The organism is Streptomyces sp. NPDC101165 (assembly GCF_044768135.1).
Taxonomy (GTDB): Bacteria; Actinomycetota; Actinomycetes; order Streptomycetales; family Streptomycetaceae; genus Streptomyces.
This window is the reverse complement of the sequence record NZ_JBIWPG010000013.1, coordinates 233,050-246,823: the sequence shown is the minus strand read 5'-3', so window position 1 is coordinate 246,823 and position 13,774 is coordinate 233,050. Positions and strand designations below refer to the sequence as shown.

Here is a 13,774-nt window from a genome sequence, read left to right as displayed (position 1 = left end):
GTGCTGCGGATCGCCGTGGGGTCCGGAGCCGGGGTGCTCGAAGGAGCCGTCGCGGTCAGCGGGTGGGGGCTGAGCGTGCTGCCGGTGCACTGTGTGTCCAAGAGGCGTGCGGTGGGAGCCGTGGAAACGGGGCGGTGGGCGGCCGCCTGGCGGGCGGAGGGTGCTACCAGGGCATCGCCACGCCCCCGTTCGGACGCAGGATCTGACCCGTCGTGAACGCCGACGCGTCCGACGCCAGGTACAGCACCGTGTGCGCGACGTCGTCCGGCTCGCCGACCCGGCCCAGCGGGGACATCCGGGCCATCAGGGACTCGGTGTGCGCCTGTGCCTCCCGGTCGTGACGGTCGGTCATGGGCGTCCGGATCCAGCCCGGTGCGACCGCGTTGACCCGGATGCCGTGCCGGCCGACCTCGGTGGCCAGCGTCTTCGTCAGCTGGACCACGGCCGCCTTCGCCGCGCCGTAGCAAAGCAATCCTGGGCCGCCGGTGTCGACCGCGCCCGAGGCCATCGTGACGATGCTGCCCCGGGTGCCGTGGGCGAGCATCAGTCGGGCCGCCTCCTGGCAGGCGTACAGCACGCCCTTGAAGTTGACGTTCAGGACCCGGTCCAGGTCCTCGTCCTGGGTCTCGAGGACCGGGCTGCTGTGCATGATCCCGGCGATCGCGGCCATGACGTCCAGGCGCCCGCAGGAACGGACGGCCGCCGTGAGGGCGGCCCGGTCGGTGACGTCCACGACGTGCGTGCGGGCCGTGCCGCCGCGGTCCTCGATCAGCTTGGCCGTGCCGTGCAGGCCGTCCGTGTCCAGATCGGCGCAGTGCACCGTGGCTCCCGCCGACGCGAGCAGAACGGCGGAGGCCCGGCCGATGCCGCCGGCGGCTCCGGTGACGAACGCGGTGCGTCCGGTGAGGTCGTACGCCTTGAGGGGCATACAGGGACGGTACGAGCGTTTCTGACGGTCCGTCAATTAGTCGGACGGGGATAGCGGTTGCGCCACTGCTGCGCCGTCCCCGGTGCCGGTGCGGGGCCCGTCTGGCAGGTCGGGCACCAGTAGGTGGGGCGCTCCTGGGATCCGTCGCCCTGGTCGGCCACCCTGACCGGCGTGCGACAGCGCAGGCAGGGGCGGGACGCGCGGCCGTACACGAACAGGTCCTGCCGGTGCAGGCCCGTCGTCTGGCGGACCGGGCGGTCGCGGTTGGCCTCCAGGAGCTTCTTGGCGAGGGCGGGCAGCTTGGCGGCGCGGTCCGCGGGCAGGGCGCCGGCCGGCAGCCAGGGCGTCACGCCGAGCAGGAAGCACAGCTCGCTCTTGTAGACGTTGCCGATGCCGGCGAGATTGCGCTGGTCGAGCAGGGCCTCGCCGAGGGGGCGGGCAGGGTCCACGAGGAGGTTGGCGAGGGCGCGCTCGGAGTCCCAGTCCGGGCCGAGCAGGTCGGGGCCGAGGTGGCCGACGACACGCTCCTCCTCGCCGGTGCGCAGGAACTCCAGCACCTGGAGGCGATAGCCGACGGCGGTGCGATCGGTGGTGCCGAGGATCGCCCGGATCTGGTGCGCAGGTCCGCCCCGCCAGCGTTCGTCCGTGCCGTACACCTTCCAGGCGCCCTCCATGCGCAGGTGCGTGTGGAGGGTCAGGTCGCCCTCGAAGCGGGTGAGCAGGTGTTTGCCGCGCGGGATCGTGCCCAGGACCGTACGGCCCGTGAGGTCGACCGTCGCGTATTTCGGCACCCGGAAGTCGCTGCGGGTCAGCACCTTGCCCGCGAGGGCCTCGTGCAGTCGCCTCGCGGCCTGCCAGACCGTGTCACCTTCGGGCATGCGTCAAGGGTGCCACGGTGGGGTGACGCGGGGCGGCCGTGCCCCGGCGCCGGTGCGCCCGGGGATCGCCGTGCTCAGGCTCTCAGGCGCAGACCGCGCGGGGTGGCGATGAAGCCCGCTGCCTCCAGCAGGGTGCCCAGGGGAGAGGTCAGTGCCTGGGCGCCGTTGATCCGCTCCACCGTGACCGTGCCGAGCGAGCCCGCGCCGGCGGCCGTGGCCAGGGCCTCGGCGGCCGTACCCAGCCGTGGATCGTCGGTGGCGGCGGCATCAGGGTCGGAGGGCCAGGCCAGCAGCGTCTTGCCGCCGCGCTCCATGTACAGCGTCAACTCGCCCTCCACCAGCACGACCAGGGAACCCGCCTTGCGGCCCGGCTTGTGCCCGGCTCCGTTCGGCGGCTCGGGCCAGGGGAGTGCCGCGCCGTAGGCGTTGGCGGGGTCGGCCGCGGCGAGGACCACGGCGCGCGGGTCGGGGGACGACGAGCGTGTACGGCGGTCGCCGAAGCCGCGGTTCGCCGGTGAGCCGTACAGGGAGGCGGCGCCGCCGCCACGGGGGCCGCCGTAGCCGGGGGCGGCGAACGGGTCGGTGGGAGCGAGGTCGCGGGGGGAGACGTACTCGTCGGCGCGACGGTTCTCCGGTGGCCAGGTGAAGTCGCCGGGCGTGGCCGGGTGGTCCTCGGGTGGCCAGGTGAAGTCGCCGTCGAGGCCCGGGTGGGCGAGTCCGGTGTCGGCCTGGTCGAAGACGTTCGGGGTGGTGTGGCCGCCGTCGAGGAACGGCGGGTTCCCGCTGCCGAAGCCGTTCGGGACGCCCGGGGCGGGCAGGCCCTCGCCGCGTTCGCGGGCGTTGGACACCGCGCGGAGACGGTCGACCGCACCGTCCATCGCGAACTGGGCGGCCCCCAGGCCCTCGACCACGTAGCCGCGCCGCGCCTGACCGCTCTCCTCGAACGCCGACAGCACGCGGTACACCGCCGAGAAGCCGCCCTCGACGCCCTCCGCGGCGACCGCTCCCCGGGTGACCACGCCGTGCCGGTCGAGGAGGGTGCGGGCCAGCGCGTGGGCGCGCACGGTGGCGTCCGGCTCGGCCGCGGGGAGCAGGGCCCAGCGGCCGGCTACCGTGGGCGGTCCGGTGCGGGAGGCAGGGCGGGCGGCGGCCGTCAGGGAGCCGTAGCGGCCGCGCGGGACGGTGCGCTTGGCGCGGTGCGCCGTCGAGCCCGCCGTACGGCCCGAGCCCAGCAGCGAGCGCATCGGGGCGAGGGTGTCGTTGGTGAGCCGCCCCGACCACGCCAGGTCCCACAGGGCGTCGGCCAGTTGGGGATCCGTGGCGTCGGGGTGCGTGGTGGCGCGGATCTGGTCGGCGATCTGGCGGAAGAACAGGCCGTAGCCGCCGGAGAGCGCGTCCAGGACGGATTGGTGGAGCGCGGTCAGCTCCAGGGGATGCGGCGGCGAGAGAAGCAGCGGGGCCGCGTCCGCCATGTACAGGGAGACCCAGCCGTCCTTGCCGGGCAGGGCGCCCGCTCCGGCCCACACCACCTCGCCGGCGGAGGTGAGCTCGTCGAGCATCGACGGCGTGTAGCTCGCCACGCGGGAGGGCAGGACCAGCTTCTCCAGCGCGGAGGCCGGTACGGAGGCGCCCTGCAACTGCTCGATGGCGCGCACCAGTCCGTCGATGCCGCGCAGCCCGTGCCCCTTGCCGATGTGCTGCCACTGCGGCAGGAACTGCGCCAGGGCGGGCGGCGGCACCGGCTCCAGCTCGTGCCGCAGCGCGGCCAGGGAGCGGCGGCGCAGCCGGCGCAGTACGGCGGCGTCGCACCACTCCTGGCCGATGCCCGCCGGGTGGAACTCGCCCTGTACGACACGGCCGTTCGCGGCCAGCCGCTGCAGGGCGCCCTCGGTGACCGCCACGCCCAGGCCGAAGCGGGCCGCCGCGGTGGCCGACGTGAAGGGGCCGTGGGTGCGGCCGTAGCGTGCGAGGAGGTCGCCGAGCGGGTCCTTCACCGGCTCGGTGAACGCCTCGGGGACACCGACCGGCAGCGCCGTGCCGAGCGCGTCGCGCAGCCGGCCCGCGTCCTCGACGGCCGCCCAGTGGTCCCTGCCCGCGATGCGGACCCGGATGACCCGGCGGGCACCGGTCAGCTCCCGTGCCCACTGCGGCTCGGCGCCCCGCTCGGCCAGCTCTGCGTCGGTCAGCGGGCCGAGCAGGCGCAGCACGTCGGCCACGCCCTCCACGTCCTTGACGCGCCGGTCCTCCGTCAGCCACTGCAGCTCACGCTCCAGTTCGGCCAGCACCTCCGCGTCGAGCAGCTCGCGCAGCTCCGCCTGGCCCAGCAGCTCGGCCAGCAGCCGGGAGTCCAGGGACAGCGCGGCGGCGCGGCGCTCGGCCAGCGGGGAGTCACCCTCGTACAGGAACTGGGCGACGTACCCGAACAGGAGGGAGCGGGCGAAGGGTGACGGCTCCGGGGTGGTGACCTCGACCAGGCGGACCTTGCGGGACTCGATGTCGCCCATCAGCTCCACGAGGCCGGGGACGTCGAAGACGTCCTGAAGGCACTCGCGCACCGCTTCCAGGACGATCGGGAACGAGCCGAACTCGCTCGCCACCTGCAGCAGTTGGGCCGCCCGCTGGCGCTGCTGCCACAAGGGCGTGCGCTTGCCGGGGTTGCGGCGCGGCAGCAGCAGCGCGCGGGCCGCGCACTCCCGGAACCGGGAGGCGAACAGGGCGGAGCTGCCGACCTGGTCGGTGACGATCTGGTCGACCTCGCCCTTGTCGAAGGCGACGTCCGCCGCGCCCAGCGGAGCCTGCTCGCTGTCGTACTCGGTGCCCGCCTTCATGGGCTCCTGGTCGAGCAGGTCAAGGCCCATCAGGTCGGCGTCGGGCAGGCGCAGCACGATGCCGTCGTCGGCGTGCATGACCTGCGCGTCCATGCCGTACCGCTCGGAGAGGCGGGCGCCGAGCGCGAGGGCCCAGGGGGCGTGCACCTGGGCGCCGAAGGGGGAGTGGACGACGACCCGCCAGTCGCCCAGCTCGTCGCGGAAGCGCTCGACCACGATCGTGCGGTCGTCCGGGACATGGCCGCAGGCCTCGCGCTGCTCGTCCAGGTAGGACAGGACGTTGTCCGCCGCCCACGCGTCCAGGCCCGCCGCGAGCAGGCGCAGCCGGGCGTCGCCCTTGGGCAGCGAGCCGACCTCGCGCAGGAACGCTCCCACCGCGCGCCCCAGTTCGAGCGGGCGGCCCAGCTGGTCGCCCTTCCAGAACGGCAGCCTTCCCGGCACGCCCGGCGCGGGGGAGACCAGCACCCGGTCGCGTGTGATGTCCTCGATGCGCCAGGAACTCGTGCCCAGCGTGAAGACGTCCCCCACCCGGGACTCGTACACCATCTCCTCGTCCAGCTCGCCGACCCGGCCGCCGCCCTTCTTGGGGTCGGCACCGGCGAGGAAGACCCCGAAGAGGCCGCGGTCGGGGATCGTGCCGCCGGAGGTGACGGCGAGGCGCTGGGCGCCCGGCCGGCCGGTGATCGTGCCGGCCACGCGGTCCCACACCACGCGCGGACGAAGCTCGGCGAACGCGTCGGACGGGTAGCGGCCCGCGAGCATGTCCAGGGTCGCCGTGAACGCCGACTCGGGCAGTGAGGCGAACGGGGCCGCGCGGCGGACCGCGGCGAGCAGGTCGTCGAACTGCCAGGTGTCCAGTGCCGTCATGGCGACGAGCTGCTGGGCCAGGACGTCCAGCGGGTTCGCGGGGACCTTCAGGGACTCGATGGCACCGGTGCGCATCCGCTCGGTGACCACGGCCGACTGGACCAGGTCGCCCCGGTACTTGGGGAAGACCACGCCCGTGGAGACGGCACCCACCTGGTGCCCGGCGCGGCCGACGCGCTGGAGACCGGAGGCCACCGAGGGCGGGGACTCGACCTGCACGACGAGGTCGACGGCGCCCATGTCGATGCCCAGCTCCAGGCTGGACGTGGCGACCACCGCGGGCAGCCGGCCCGCCTTCAGGTCCTCCTCCACGAGGGCGCGCTGCTCCTTGGAGACCGAGCCGTGGTGCGCGCGGGCGATCACCGGAGGCGCGCCCTGGGCCGCGCCCGAGCCGCCCATCAGCTCGGCCGGGGCGTGATGCTCCTCCAACGTCTCGCCGGTCGCCCGCTCGTAGGCGATCTCGTTGAGCCGGTTGCACAGCCGCTCGGCCAGGCGCCGGGAGTTGGCGAACACGATCGTGGAGCGGTGGGCCTGGACCAGGTCGGCGATCCGCTCCTCCACATGCGGCCAGATCGACGGCTTCTCCGCCCCCTCGTTGCCGTCGGCCGCCGGGGAGCCGCCCAGCTCGCCCATGTCCTCGACCGGGACGACGACGGAGAGGTCGAACTCCTTCCCGGACTCCGGCTGGACGATCTCCACCTTGCGGCGCGGCGAGAGATACCGGGCCACCTCGTCCACCGGGCGCACGGTCGCCGACAGGCCGATCCGGCGGGCGGGCCTCGGCAGCAGCTCGTCCAGCCGCTCCAGGGACAGCGCGAGGTGCGCGCCGCGCTTGGTGCCCGCGACCGCGTGCACCTCGTCCAGGATCACCGTCTCCACGCCCGTCAGCGCGTCCCGCGTGGCCGACGTGAGCATCAGGAACAGCGACTCGGGGGTCGTGATCAGAATGTCCGGCGGACGCGTGGCCAGCGCGCGCCGCTCGGCGGCCGGGGTGTCGCCGGAGCGGATGCCGACCTTCACCTCGGGCTCGGGCAGGCCCAGGCGCACGGACTCCTGGCGGATACCGGTCAGCGGGCTGCGCAGGTTCCGCTCGACGTCGACCGCGAGCGCCTTCAGCGGTGACACGTACAGCACCCGGCAGCGCTTCTTCGGGTCGGCCGGGGGAGGCGTCGAGGCCAGCTGGTCCAGGGCGGCGAGGAACGCGGCCAGCGTCTTGCCCGAGCCGGTGGGGGCCACCACCAGCACGTCCGCGCCCTCGCGGATGGCCTGCCACGCGCCCGCCTGGGCCGCGGTGGGCGCGGAGAACGCCCCCGTGAACCAGCCGCGGGTCGCGGGCGAGAAGCCGTCGAGGGCTCGGTGTGCGGAGCTGACCATGCCACCCATCCTGCACCCGGCCACTGACAATCGTGCTGACCTGCGGAGAACGGGCGGGAACGGGCCGGCGCGGGCGGTCGGCGGGCGGGACGGACAATGGTCGTATGGCGGGGTCACCGGAGCGGGCGCGGCACTGGCGGTACGAGGAACTGCCCGGCGTCGACCTGCTGCGGGCCCACTACATCCGCAAGACCTTCGTCCGGCACACCCACGAGAACTTCGTGATCGCGGCCATCGCCGACGGTGTCGAGGTCTTCCACCACCGCGGCTCCGACGTGTCCGCCGGTGCCGGCGCCCTCGCGCTGGTCAATCCGGACACCCCGCACACGGGCCGGGCCGGCGTTCCCGAGGGCTGGCGGTACGGTGCGGTCTACCCCTCGCCCGAGGTGGTGGCCGGGATCGCGGCCGAGACCACCACCATCCGCGGCACACCCGGCTTCGTCAGCCCGGTCCTCGACGATCCGTACGCCGTCCGCCTGGTCCATCAGGTGCTCCGCGCCGCCGACGAGGGCAACGCGCTGGCCGCGGACACCCTGCTGCGCGTGGCCGTCACCAGACTGCTGCAGCTCAACGGCGGACCGCTGCCGCAGCGGCGGACACGGACCGCCGGAGCGCGGACCGCGGCACGCGCGCGTGCCGTGCTGGAGGAGCGCATGGCCGAGCCGCCGACCCTGGAACGCCTCGCCATCGACCTCGGAACCAGCCCGTTCGCCCTGCTGCGGGCGTTCCGCGACGCCTACGGCATGCCGCCGCACACCTGGCTGACCGACGCCCGGGTGCGCCGCGCCCGGCTGTTGCTGGACGCGGGCACGGCACCCGCCGACGCTGCCGTCGCCGTCGGCTTCACCGACCAGCCGCACCTCAACCGGCACTTCACCCGGATCGTCGGCGTCCCCCCTGGCGCCTACCAGCGCGAGCGCAAGAACGTACAAGACCTGGGCTGACGGCCGCCCGTACCGTCCGGGGCGTGGCACAACAGACAGCACTCGCGGACATGGCCGCCGACGGCGCCGAAAAGCCCGACTCCGCCGTCGTACGGGACGCCCTGGGCGTCGGCGTCGCCGTCGGGCTGTCCGGGGTCGCCTTCGGGGTGACCTCGGTCGGCAGCGGACTCGGACTCCTGCAGACCTGCGCGCTCAGCCTCCTGGTGTTCACCGGTGCCTCCCAGTTCGCCCTGGTGGGCGCGCTCGCCGCCGGCGGCAACCCGTTGACGGCCGCCGCCGGCGCGTTCTTCCTGGGCGTGCGCAACGCCTTCTACGGGCTGCGGCTGTCGCAGCTGCTGGCCCTCCCGCGCGCGGTGCGGCCGTTCGCCGCCCAGTGGGTGATCGACGAGACCACGGCGGTGACCCTGGCCCAGCCGACCCGGCGGGCCGCGCGGATCGGGTTCACCGTCACGGGGCTCAGTCTCTACCTGCTGTGGAACCTCACCACGCTGCTCGGTGCGGTGGGCGCGAAGGCCATCGGGGACAGCGACGCGTGGGGCCTGGACGCGGCCGGGCCGGCGGTCTTCCTGGCCCTGCTCGCGCCGATGCTGAAGACGGCCACCGAGCGCATGGTCGCGGGCCTCGCGATCCTGCTGGGTCCCGGCCTGCTGCCCGTCCTGCCGGCCGGCGTACCGGTCCTGGTGGCCGCGCTGGCGGCACCGGCCGTGCTGTTCGCCGAGGGCCGGCGCAGCGGTCGTACCCGACAGGACGTACCGGACGGAAAGGATGTGTCGGACGGGCAGGATGAACAGGCCGAGCCGGATGGGCAGAGCGTGCCGGGCGGATCGGAGGAGGTCCGATGAACACGTGGATCGCGATCGGTGCGACCGCTCTCGGCTGCTACGCCGTCAAACTCGCCGGACTGCTCGTCCCCGCAGACGTCCTGGAGCGGCCGTTCGTCCGGCGGCTCGCCGCCCTGCTGCCCGTCGCCCTCCTCGCCGCGCTCACGGCCCAGCAGACGTTCGCCGACGGGCATGCGCTCGTGCTGGACGCGAGGGCCGCCGGACTCGGCGCGGCCGCCGTGGCGCTGGTGCTGCGCGCACCGTTCTTGCTGGTCGTCGCGGCGGCCGTGGTGGTGACGGCGGGGGTGCGGGCGATCGGCGGGTGAGCACGGCTGGGGCCAGCGGGCTCACGGGCTCACCCAGGTCGGTCGGGCTCAGCCCGGGGCAGCCGGGCTCAGCGAGATCAGTCGGGCTCAGCCCACGAAGCGGCCGTACGTCTTGAGGGTGCGCAGCGCCTCGATGGTCACCACGGGGCGCGCCTCCAGCGTGGGAGCCGGTGCCCAGTGGCGCCAGCGGACGGGCCAGCCGCCGTCCTCCTCCTGCTCAGCCGCCAGGTGGTCGAGGGAGCGCGCCATCTCCTCGTCGGTGAACCACGTGCGCGCAAGCGATTGCGGGCTCTTCGCGAAGTCGTGCGGGAAGTGGTGCTCGCCCGGGGCGTAGCCGGGAGCGACCGGGAAGGCGTCGAGACGATCCGGGTCCAGGGCCGCCAGTCGCTGCTCGCGCACCAGGCGGCCGAGACGGTCGGCGGCGGCCTCCGCGCGCGAGCGGTCGGGGGCGGAGTCCAGAAAGGCCACGGCGGCCTCCACCTCGTAGGGGTGGGACTTCTCCAGGGACTCCACGGCCTGCCAGCAGAAGTCGGTGGCCCGGAACAGCCAGGCGTGCCAGACCTCGTTGCGGTGCAGCAACCCGACCACGGGGCCGGTGGCGAGCAGTTCGCTCGGAGGATCGTCGACGACCGGGACGAACGGGGCCACCGGGTAGCCGTGCTGGCTGGGATGGATCGCCGGCAGGGCGCCGTCCGCGGTGGAGACGGAGGTCAGATAGCGGCACACCCGCTCCACCCGCTGCCCGCCGCAGCGCCCGACGGCGTCCAGCACGCGCAGCGCGTGACCGGTGTGCAGGGGCTGGCTCACCGGGCCGCGCAGATCGGGTTCCAGCGCGTGGCCGTACCCGCCGTCCTCGTTGCGGTAGGCATCCAGCGCCGCCTCCACCGGATCGGCGGCGCCGTTCAGGAAGTGGTACGCGAAGAGCCGCTGCTCCAGCACGCGCGCGGTGAGCCAGACGAACTGTTCGGCGCGGAAGAGCGGGGAGCGCGCCGGGGGCGTGGGGGGCAGGGAGGAAGCTCCTGTTTCGGCCATGCGACAGACCGTAGGGCGGAAAGCGGTCTCGGCAAGCGGTCCCGGGCGGGCCCCACCCTCAGGGGCGGGATACTGGAGTCATGCGGTTGACGGTCTTCTGGCAGCGGATGGCGGAACACTTCGGTCCGGGGTACGCCGACACCTTCGCGCGCGATCATGTGATGTCGGAGCTGGGCGAGCGCACGGTGCACGAGGCGCTGGACGCCGGCTGGGCGGCCAAGGACGTGTGGCGTGTGGTCTGCTCGGTCATGAACGTGCCCGGGGAGCAGCGCTGACCGGGCGCGAACTTCCCGGGCGGCCATCGGGTTGTCGGCGGCGTGGGCGAGACTTGGCCCGTGGCACCCACTGAAGAGACCGTGCCGGTCGACCGGCACGCAGCATCCCCGACCGCTACGACGACGCCCGACCGGCCCCCGGCCGACGCCGCCGCGCCGGGCGGCCGCATGCCGCGCTGGCTGCCGCGTGCCATGGTGCTCGCGCTCGCGCTCATAGCCTCCTTCCAGCTGGGCAGCTGGGCGTTCCACCAGCTGACCGGGCTGTTGATCAACATATTGATCGCGTTCTTCCTGGCCCTCGCCATCGAGCCCGCGGTGAGCTGGATGGCCGGCCGCGGCATGCGCAGGGGACTCGCCACCTTCCTGGTCTTCCTCGGCCTGGTGATCGTCACCGCCGGCTTCATCACGTTGCTCGGCTCGATGCTGGCCGGCCAGATCATCAAGATGGTCGAGGGCTTCCCCGACTACCTGGACTCGGTCATCAACTGGATCAACGAGACGTTCCACACGGACCTGAGGCGCGTGGACGTCCAGGAGGGCCTGCTGCACTCCGACTGGCTGCGCAAGTACGCGCAGAACAGCGCGGCCGGAGTGCTCGACGTGTCCGCCCAGGTGCTCGGCGGCCTCTTCCAGCTGCTGACGGTCACGCTGTTCTCGTTCTACTTCGCCGCCGACGGCCCCCGGCTGCGCCGCGCGCTCTGCTCCGTCCTGCCGCCCGCGCGCCAGGCGGAGGTGCTGCGGGCCTGGGAGATCGCCGTCGACAAGACGGGCGGCTACCTCTACTCGCGCGGTCTGATGGCGCTCATCTCCGGGATAGCGCACTACATCCTGTTCCAGGCCCTGGGCGTGCCGTACGCGCCCGTGCTCGGTGTCTGGGTGGGTCTCGTCTCGCAGTTCATCCCGACCATCGGCACCTACCTCGCGGGTGCGCTGCCGATGCTGATCGCGTTCACCGTGAACCCCTGGTACGCGGTGTGGGTGCTGGTCTTCGTCGTGGTCTACCAGCAGTTCGAGAACTACATGCTGCAGCCCAAGCTGACCGCCAAGACCGTCGACATCCACCCGGCCGTCGCCTTCGGCTCGGTGATCGCGGGCACCGCGCTGCTGGGTGCGGTCGGCGCGCTGATCGCCATCCCGGCGGTCGCCACGCTGCAGGCCTTCCTGGGCGCGTACGTGAAGCGGTACGCCGTCACGGACGATCCCCGGGTGCACGGACACCGCACGCGGGGGCCCGGCCGCCCAGGGGGGCGCACCCGCATACGACAGCTGTGGGAACGGCGGCCCAGCACGGAGGAGTCCTCGTAGGGGCCTCCGCCCGGGGCCGTGGTCAGTACGTCAGGACCGCCCACACCCCTGCGGCTGCGACGGCCGCCGCGTAACAGCCCACCGCGATGGCCACGACGCGCCGTCGCGCACGCTCGCTCCAGGACGTGCGGGACAGCAGCCGGGCCAGCAGCGGCAGGACCAGGACGGCGTGCAGGCTCACTCCGTGCAGCGGCTTGAGCGGGGCCGTCGAGTGATAGGCGGCCTCCTGGTGGCCGGTCCGGGTGAGCACGACCCCGCGCGCGATCATCGCCGCGCCCGAGGCCAGCGCCACGAGCAGGATCGCGAACCCCGAGCGCACCGCGAGCGGCATGCCGGCGGGGCCCGTCGGCCGGTGCCGGAAGGACGCGACGGCGAAGACGGTGAGCAGCGCCACCAGGACACCACCGCCCACCGCGAGCGTCATGGACACCGCGGTGTCGAAGGGCGTCTCCATGTTCAGGTGCGAGGGCACCCGGCGCCACGCCTGAAGGGTGATGCCGCCGACCTCCACCACACAGTCCGCGGCGAGGACGACGAGCAGGACGGTGCGCAGCCGCGCCCCGATGCGCAGGTACGACGTGACCCAGGTGATCGCGATCAGCGTCACCCCGAAGGAGAGCCCGAACGTGACGGGCTTGCGCCAGGAGACGGGACCGTCCCAGGGGCCGCCGTCGACCGCGAACACCACCAGGTGGGCGAGACCGGAGAGGACGAGGAGCAGACCGGTCACGTGACACAGGCGCTCGGCGGGGCGCGGATTCTTCATGGCCCCAGGCTTCCGGGAGCGAGCCGCGTGGTCGTCGTCCGGCCGAAGACACCCGCTCTACGACGCCGGGAGTAGCGGTGTGCGCCGCGGCGCGGAAGAGGGCTGCGGGCACCGCGCGGTGCGCTTGACACGAAAATCGAACATCCATTCTCATGGAGGCACAGGCGAGGCTCCAGGCGGGGATTTCAATACGTTTCGTGTTGAGATGTCCCCTTGTTATCCACAGGCCGGGCCGACGTCGGGGCGCATTGTCAGTGGCAGGCGTTAGCGTCTTTGACGTGAAGCGATCGACTCAAGCAAACCGGGTGGAACCCATGGCAGGAACCGACCGCGAGAAGGCGCTCGACGCCGCGCTCGCACAGATTGAACGGCAATTCGGCAAGGGCGCGGTCATGCGCATGGGCGAGCGGTCGAGGGAGCCCATCGAGGTCATCCCGACCGGGTCGACCGCGCTCGACGTGGCCCTGGGTGTCGGTGGTCTGCCGCGCGGCCGTGTCGTGGAGATCTACGGCCCGGAGTCCTCCGGTAAGACGACCCTGACCCTGCACGCCGTGGCCAACGCCCAGAAGGCGGGCGGCCAGGTCGCCTTCGTGGACGCCGAGCACGCCCTCGACCCCGAGTACGCGCGCAAGCTCGGCGTCGACATCGACAACCTGATCCTCTCCCAGCCCGACAACGGCGAGCAGGCCCTGGAGATCGTGGACATGCTCGTCCGCTCCGGCGCCCTCGACCTCATCGTCATCGACTCCGTCGCCGCGCTCGTCCCGCGTGCGGAGATCGAGGGCGAGATGGGTGACAGCCACGTCGGTCTGCAGGCCCGACTGATGAGCCAGGCCCTGCGGAAGATCACCAGTGCGCTCAACCAGTCCAAGACCACCGCGATCTTCATCAACCAGCTGCGCGAGAAGATCGGCGTGATGTTCGGCTCCCCGGAGACCACGACCGGTGGCCGGGCGCTGAAGTTCTACGCCTCGGTGCGCATCGACATCCGCCGCATCGAGACCCTGAAGGACGGCACGGAGGCGGTCGGCAACCGCACCCGCTGCAAGGTCGTCAAGAACAAGGTCGCCCCGCCCTTCAAGCAGGCCGAGTTCGACATCCTCTACGGCCAGGGCATCAGCCGCGAGGGCGGCCTGATCGACATGGGCGTGGAGCACGGCTTCGTCCGCAAGGCCGGCGCCTGGTACACGTACGAGGGCGACCAGCTCGGCCAGGGCAAGGAGAACGCGCGCAACTTCCTCAAGGACAACCCGGACCTGGCCAACGAGATCGAGAAGAAGATCAAGGAGAAGCTGGGCGTGGGTGTCCGGCCGGAGGAGCCCTCCGCCGAGCCGGGCGCGGACGCGGCGGTGACCGCCCCGGCCGCGGAAGACGCCAAGGCGGCGCCCGCCAAGGCCACCAAGCCCAAGGCCGCCACTGCCAAGAGCTGA

The 13,774-nt window shown here is 73.0% G+C and carries 11 protein-coding genes; 6 read left to right on the top strand and 5 right to left on the bottom strand.

What is annotated here, in order from left to right; all coding sequences use genetic code 11:
* Positions 1 to 163: 163 nt before the first annotated feature.
* The 3 genes from ACIRVH_RS28210 to ACIRVH_RS28200 all read right to left on the bottom strand — a co-directional run bounded on the left by ACIRVH_RS28210 (position 164) and on the right by ACIRVH_RS28200 (position 6,875).
* Positions 164 to 928 (bottom strand): SDR family NAD(P)-dependent oxidoreductase, encoded by a 765-nt coding sequence (locus tag ACIRVH_RS28210; RefSeq protein WP_403958534.1) that lies wholly within the window; start codon positions 926 to 928, stop codon positions 164 to 166.
* Between the two features lie 32 nt (positions 929 to 960).
* Positions 961 to 1,806 (bottom strand): Fpg/Nei family DNA glycosylase, encoded by an 846-nt coding sequence (locus ACIRVH_RS28205; RefSeq protein WP_403958531.1) that lies wholly within the window; start codon positions 1,804 to 1,806, stop codon positions 961 to 963.
* A 74-nt stretch (positions 1,807 to 1,880) separates the two neighbouring features.
* Positions 1,881 to 6,875, bottom strand: a complete 4,995-nt coding sequence (locus ACIRVH_RS28200; protein WP_403958528.1) for an ATP-dependent helicase — start codon at positions 6,873 to 6,875, stop codon at positions 1,881 to 1,883.
* Positions 6,876 to 6,979: 104 nt separating this feature from the next.
* Between ACIRVH_RS28200 and ACIRVH_RS28195 the strand changes: the two genes are divergently transcribed.
* The 3 genes from ACIRVH_RS28195 to ACIRVH_RS28185 are packed head-to-tail and all read left to right on the top strand — an operon-like array spanning position 6,980 to position 8,966.
* Positions 6,980 to 7,819 (top strand): AraC family transcriptional regulator, encoded by an 840-nt coding sequence (locus ACIRVH_RS28195; RefSeq protein WP_403958525.1) that lies wholly within the window; start codon positions 6,980 to 6,982, stop codon positions 7,817 to 7,819.
* 23 nt (positions 7,820 to 7,842) lie between these two features.
* Positions 7,843 to 8,661: an AzlC family ABC transporter permease gene (locus ACIRVH_RS28190; protein WP_403958523.1), complete on the top strand. Its 819-nt coding sequence runs from the start codon at positions 7,843 to 7,845 to the stop codon at positions 8,659 to 8,661.
* A complete protein-coding gene (locus ACIRVH_RS28185; protein WP_393480843.1) occupies positions 8,658 to 8,966 on the top strand; it encodes an AzlD domain-containing protein in 309 nt (102 codons plus the stop codon). The genes ACIRVH_RS28190 and ACIRVH_RS28185 overlap by 4 nt, the downstream gene beginning before the upstream one ends.
* Positions 8,967 to 9,053: 87 nt before the next feature.
* On the opposite strand, the gene ACIRVH_RS28180 is transcribed toward ACIRVH_RS28185, so the two are convergent.
* Positions 9,054 to 9,998: a hypothetical protein gene (locus ACIRVH_RS28180; protein WP_403958519.1), complete on the bottom strand. Its 945-nt coding sequence runs from the start codon at positions 9,996 to 9,998 to the stop codon at positions 9,054 to 9,056.
* An 80-nt stretch (positions 9,999 to 10,078) separates the two neighbouring features.
* On the opposite strand from ACIRVH_RS28180, the gene ACIRVH_RS28175 reads away from it, so the two are divergent.
* Both ACIRVH_RS28175 and ACIRVH_RS28170 read left to right on the top strand, forming a co-directional pair.
* Positions 10,079 to 10,273, top strand: coding sequence for a DUF3046 domain-containing protein (locus ACIRVH_RS28175; protein ID WP_403958516.1), 195 nt, complete (start codon positions 10,079 to 10,081; stop codon positions 10,271 to 10,273).
* Between the two features lie 60 nt (positions 10,274 to 10,333).
* Positions 10,334 to 11,578, top strand: coding sequence for an AI-2E family transporter (locus tag ACIRVH_RS28170; RefSeq protein ID WP_403958513.1), 1,245 nt, complete (start codon positions 10,334 to 10,336; stop codon positions 11,576 to 11,578).
* A gap of 22 nt (positions 11,579 to 11,600) precedes the next feature.
* Here ACIRVH_RS28170 and ACIRVH_RS28165 read toward each other — a convergent pair whose 3' ends face one another.
* Positions 11,601 to 12,344: a hypothetical protein gene (locus ACIRVH_RS28165; RefSeq protein WP_403958510.1), complete on the bottom strand. Its 744-nt coding sequence runs from the start codon at positions 12,342 to 12,344 to the stop codon at positions 11,601 to 11,603.
* Between the two features lie 314 nt (positions 12,345 to 12,658).
* Between ACIRVH_RS28165 and recA the strand changes: the two genes are divergently transcribed.
* A complete protein-coding gene (gene recA, locus ACIRVH_RS28160) occupies positions 12,659 to 13,774 on the top strand; it encodes a recombinase RecA (RefSeq protein WP_403958508.1) in 1,116 nt (371 codons plus the stop codon).

Excerpts from the sequence above, each read along its gene's own strand:
- ACIRVH_RS28210 (WP_403958534.1), bottom strand. The coding sequence starts at position 928 with ATGCCCCTCAAGGCGTACGACCTCACCGGACGCACCGCGTTCGTCACC.
- ACIRVH_RS28205 (WP_403958531.1), bottom strand. The coding sequence starts at position 1,806 with ATGCCCGAAGGTGACACGGTCTGGCAGGCCGCGAGGCGACTGCACGAG.
- ACIRVH_RS28200 (WP_403958528.1), bottom strand. The coding sequence starts at position 6,875 with ATGGTCAGCTCCGCACACCGAGCCCTCGACGGCTTCTCGCCCGCGACC.
- ACIRVH_RS28195 (WP_403958525.1), top strand. The coding sequence starts at position 6,980 with ATGGCGGGGTCACCGGAGCGGGCGCGGCACTGGCGGTACGAGGAACTG.
- ACIRVH_RS28185 (WP_393480843.1), top strand. The coding sequence starts at position 8,658 with ATGAACACGTGGATCGCGATCGGTGCGACCGCTCTCGGCTGCTACGCC.
- ACIRVH_RS28180 (WP_403958519.1), bottom strand. The coding sequence starts at position 9,998 with ATGGCCGAAACAGGAGCTTCCTCCCTGCCCCCCACGCCCCCGGCGCGC.
- ACIRVH_RS28175 (WP_403958516.1), top strand. The coding sequence starts at position 10,079 with ATGCGGTTGACGGTCTTCTGGCAGCGGATGGCGGAACACTTCGGTCCG.
- ACIRVH_RS28165 (WP_403958510.1), bottom strand. The coding sequence starts at position 12,344 with ATGAAGAATCCGCGCCCCGCCGAGCGCCTGTGTCACGTGACCGGTCTG.
- recA (WP_403958508.1), top strand. The coding sequence starts at position 12,659 with ATGGCAGGAACCGACCGCGAGAAGGCGCTCGACGCCGCGCTCGCACAG.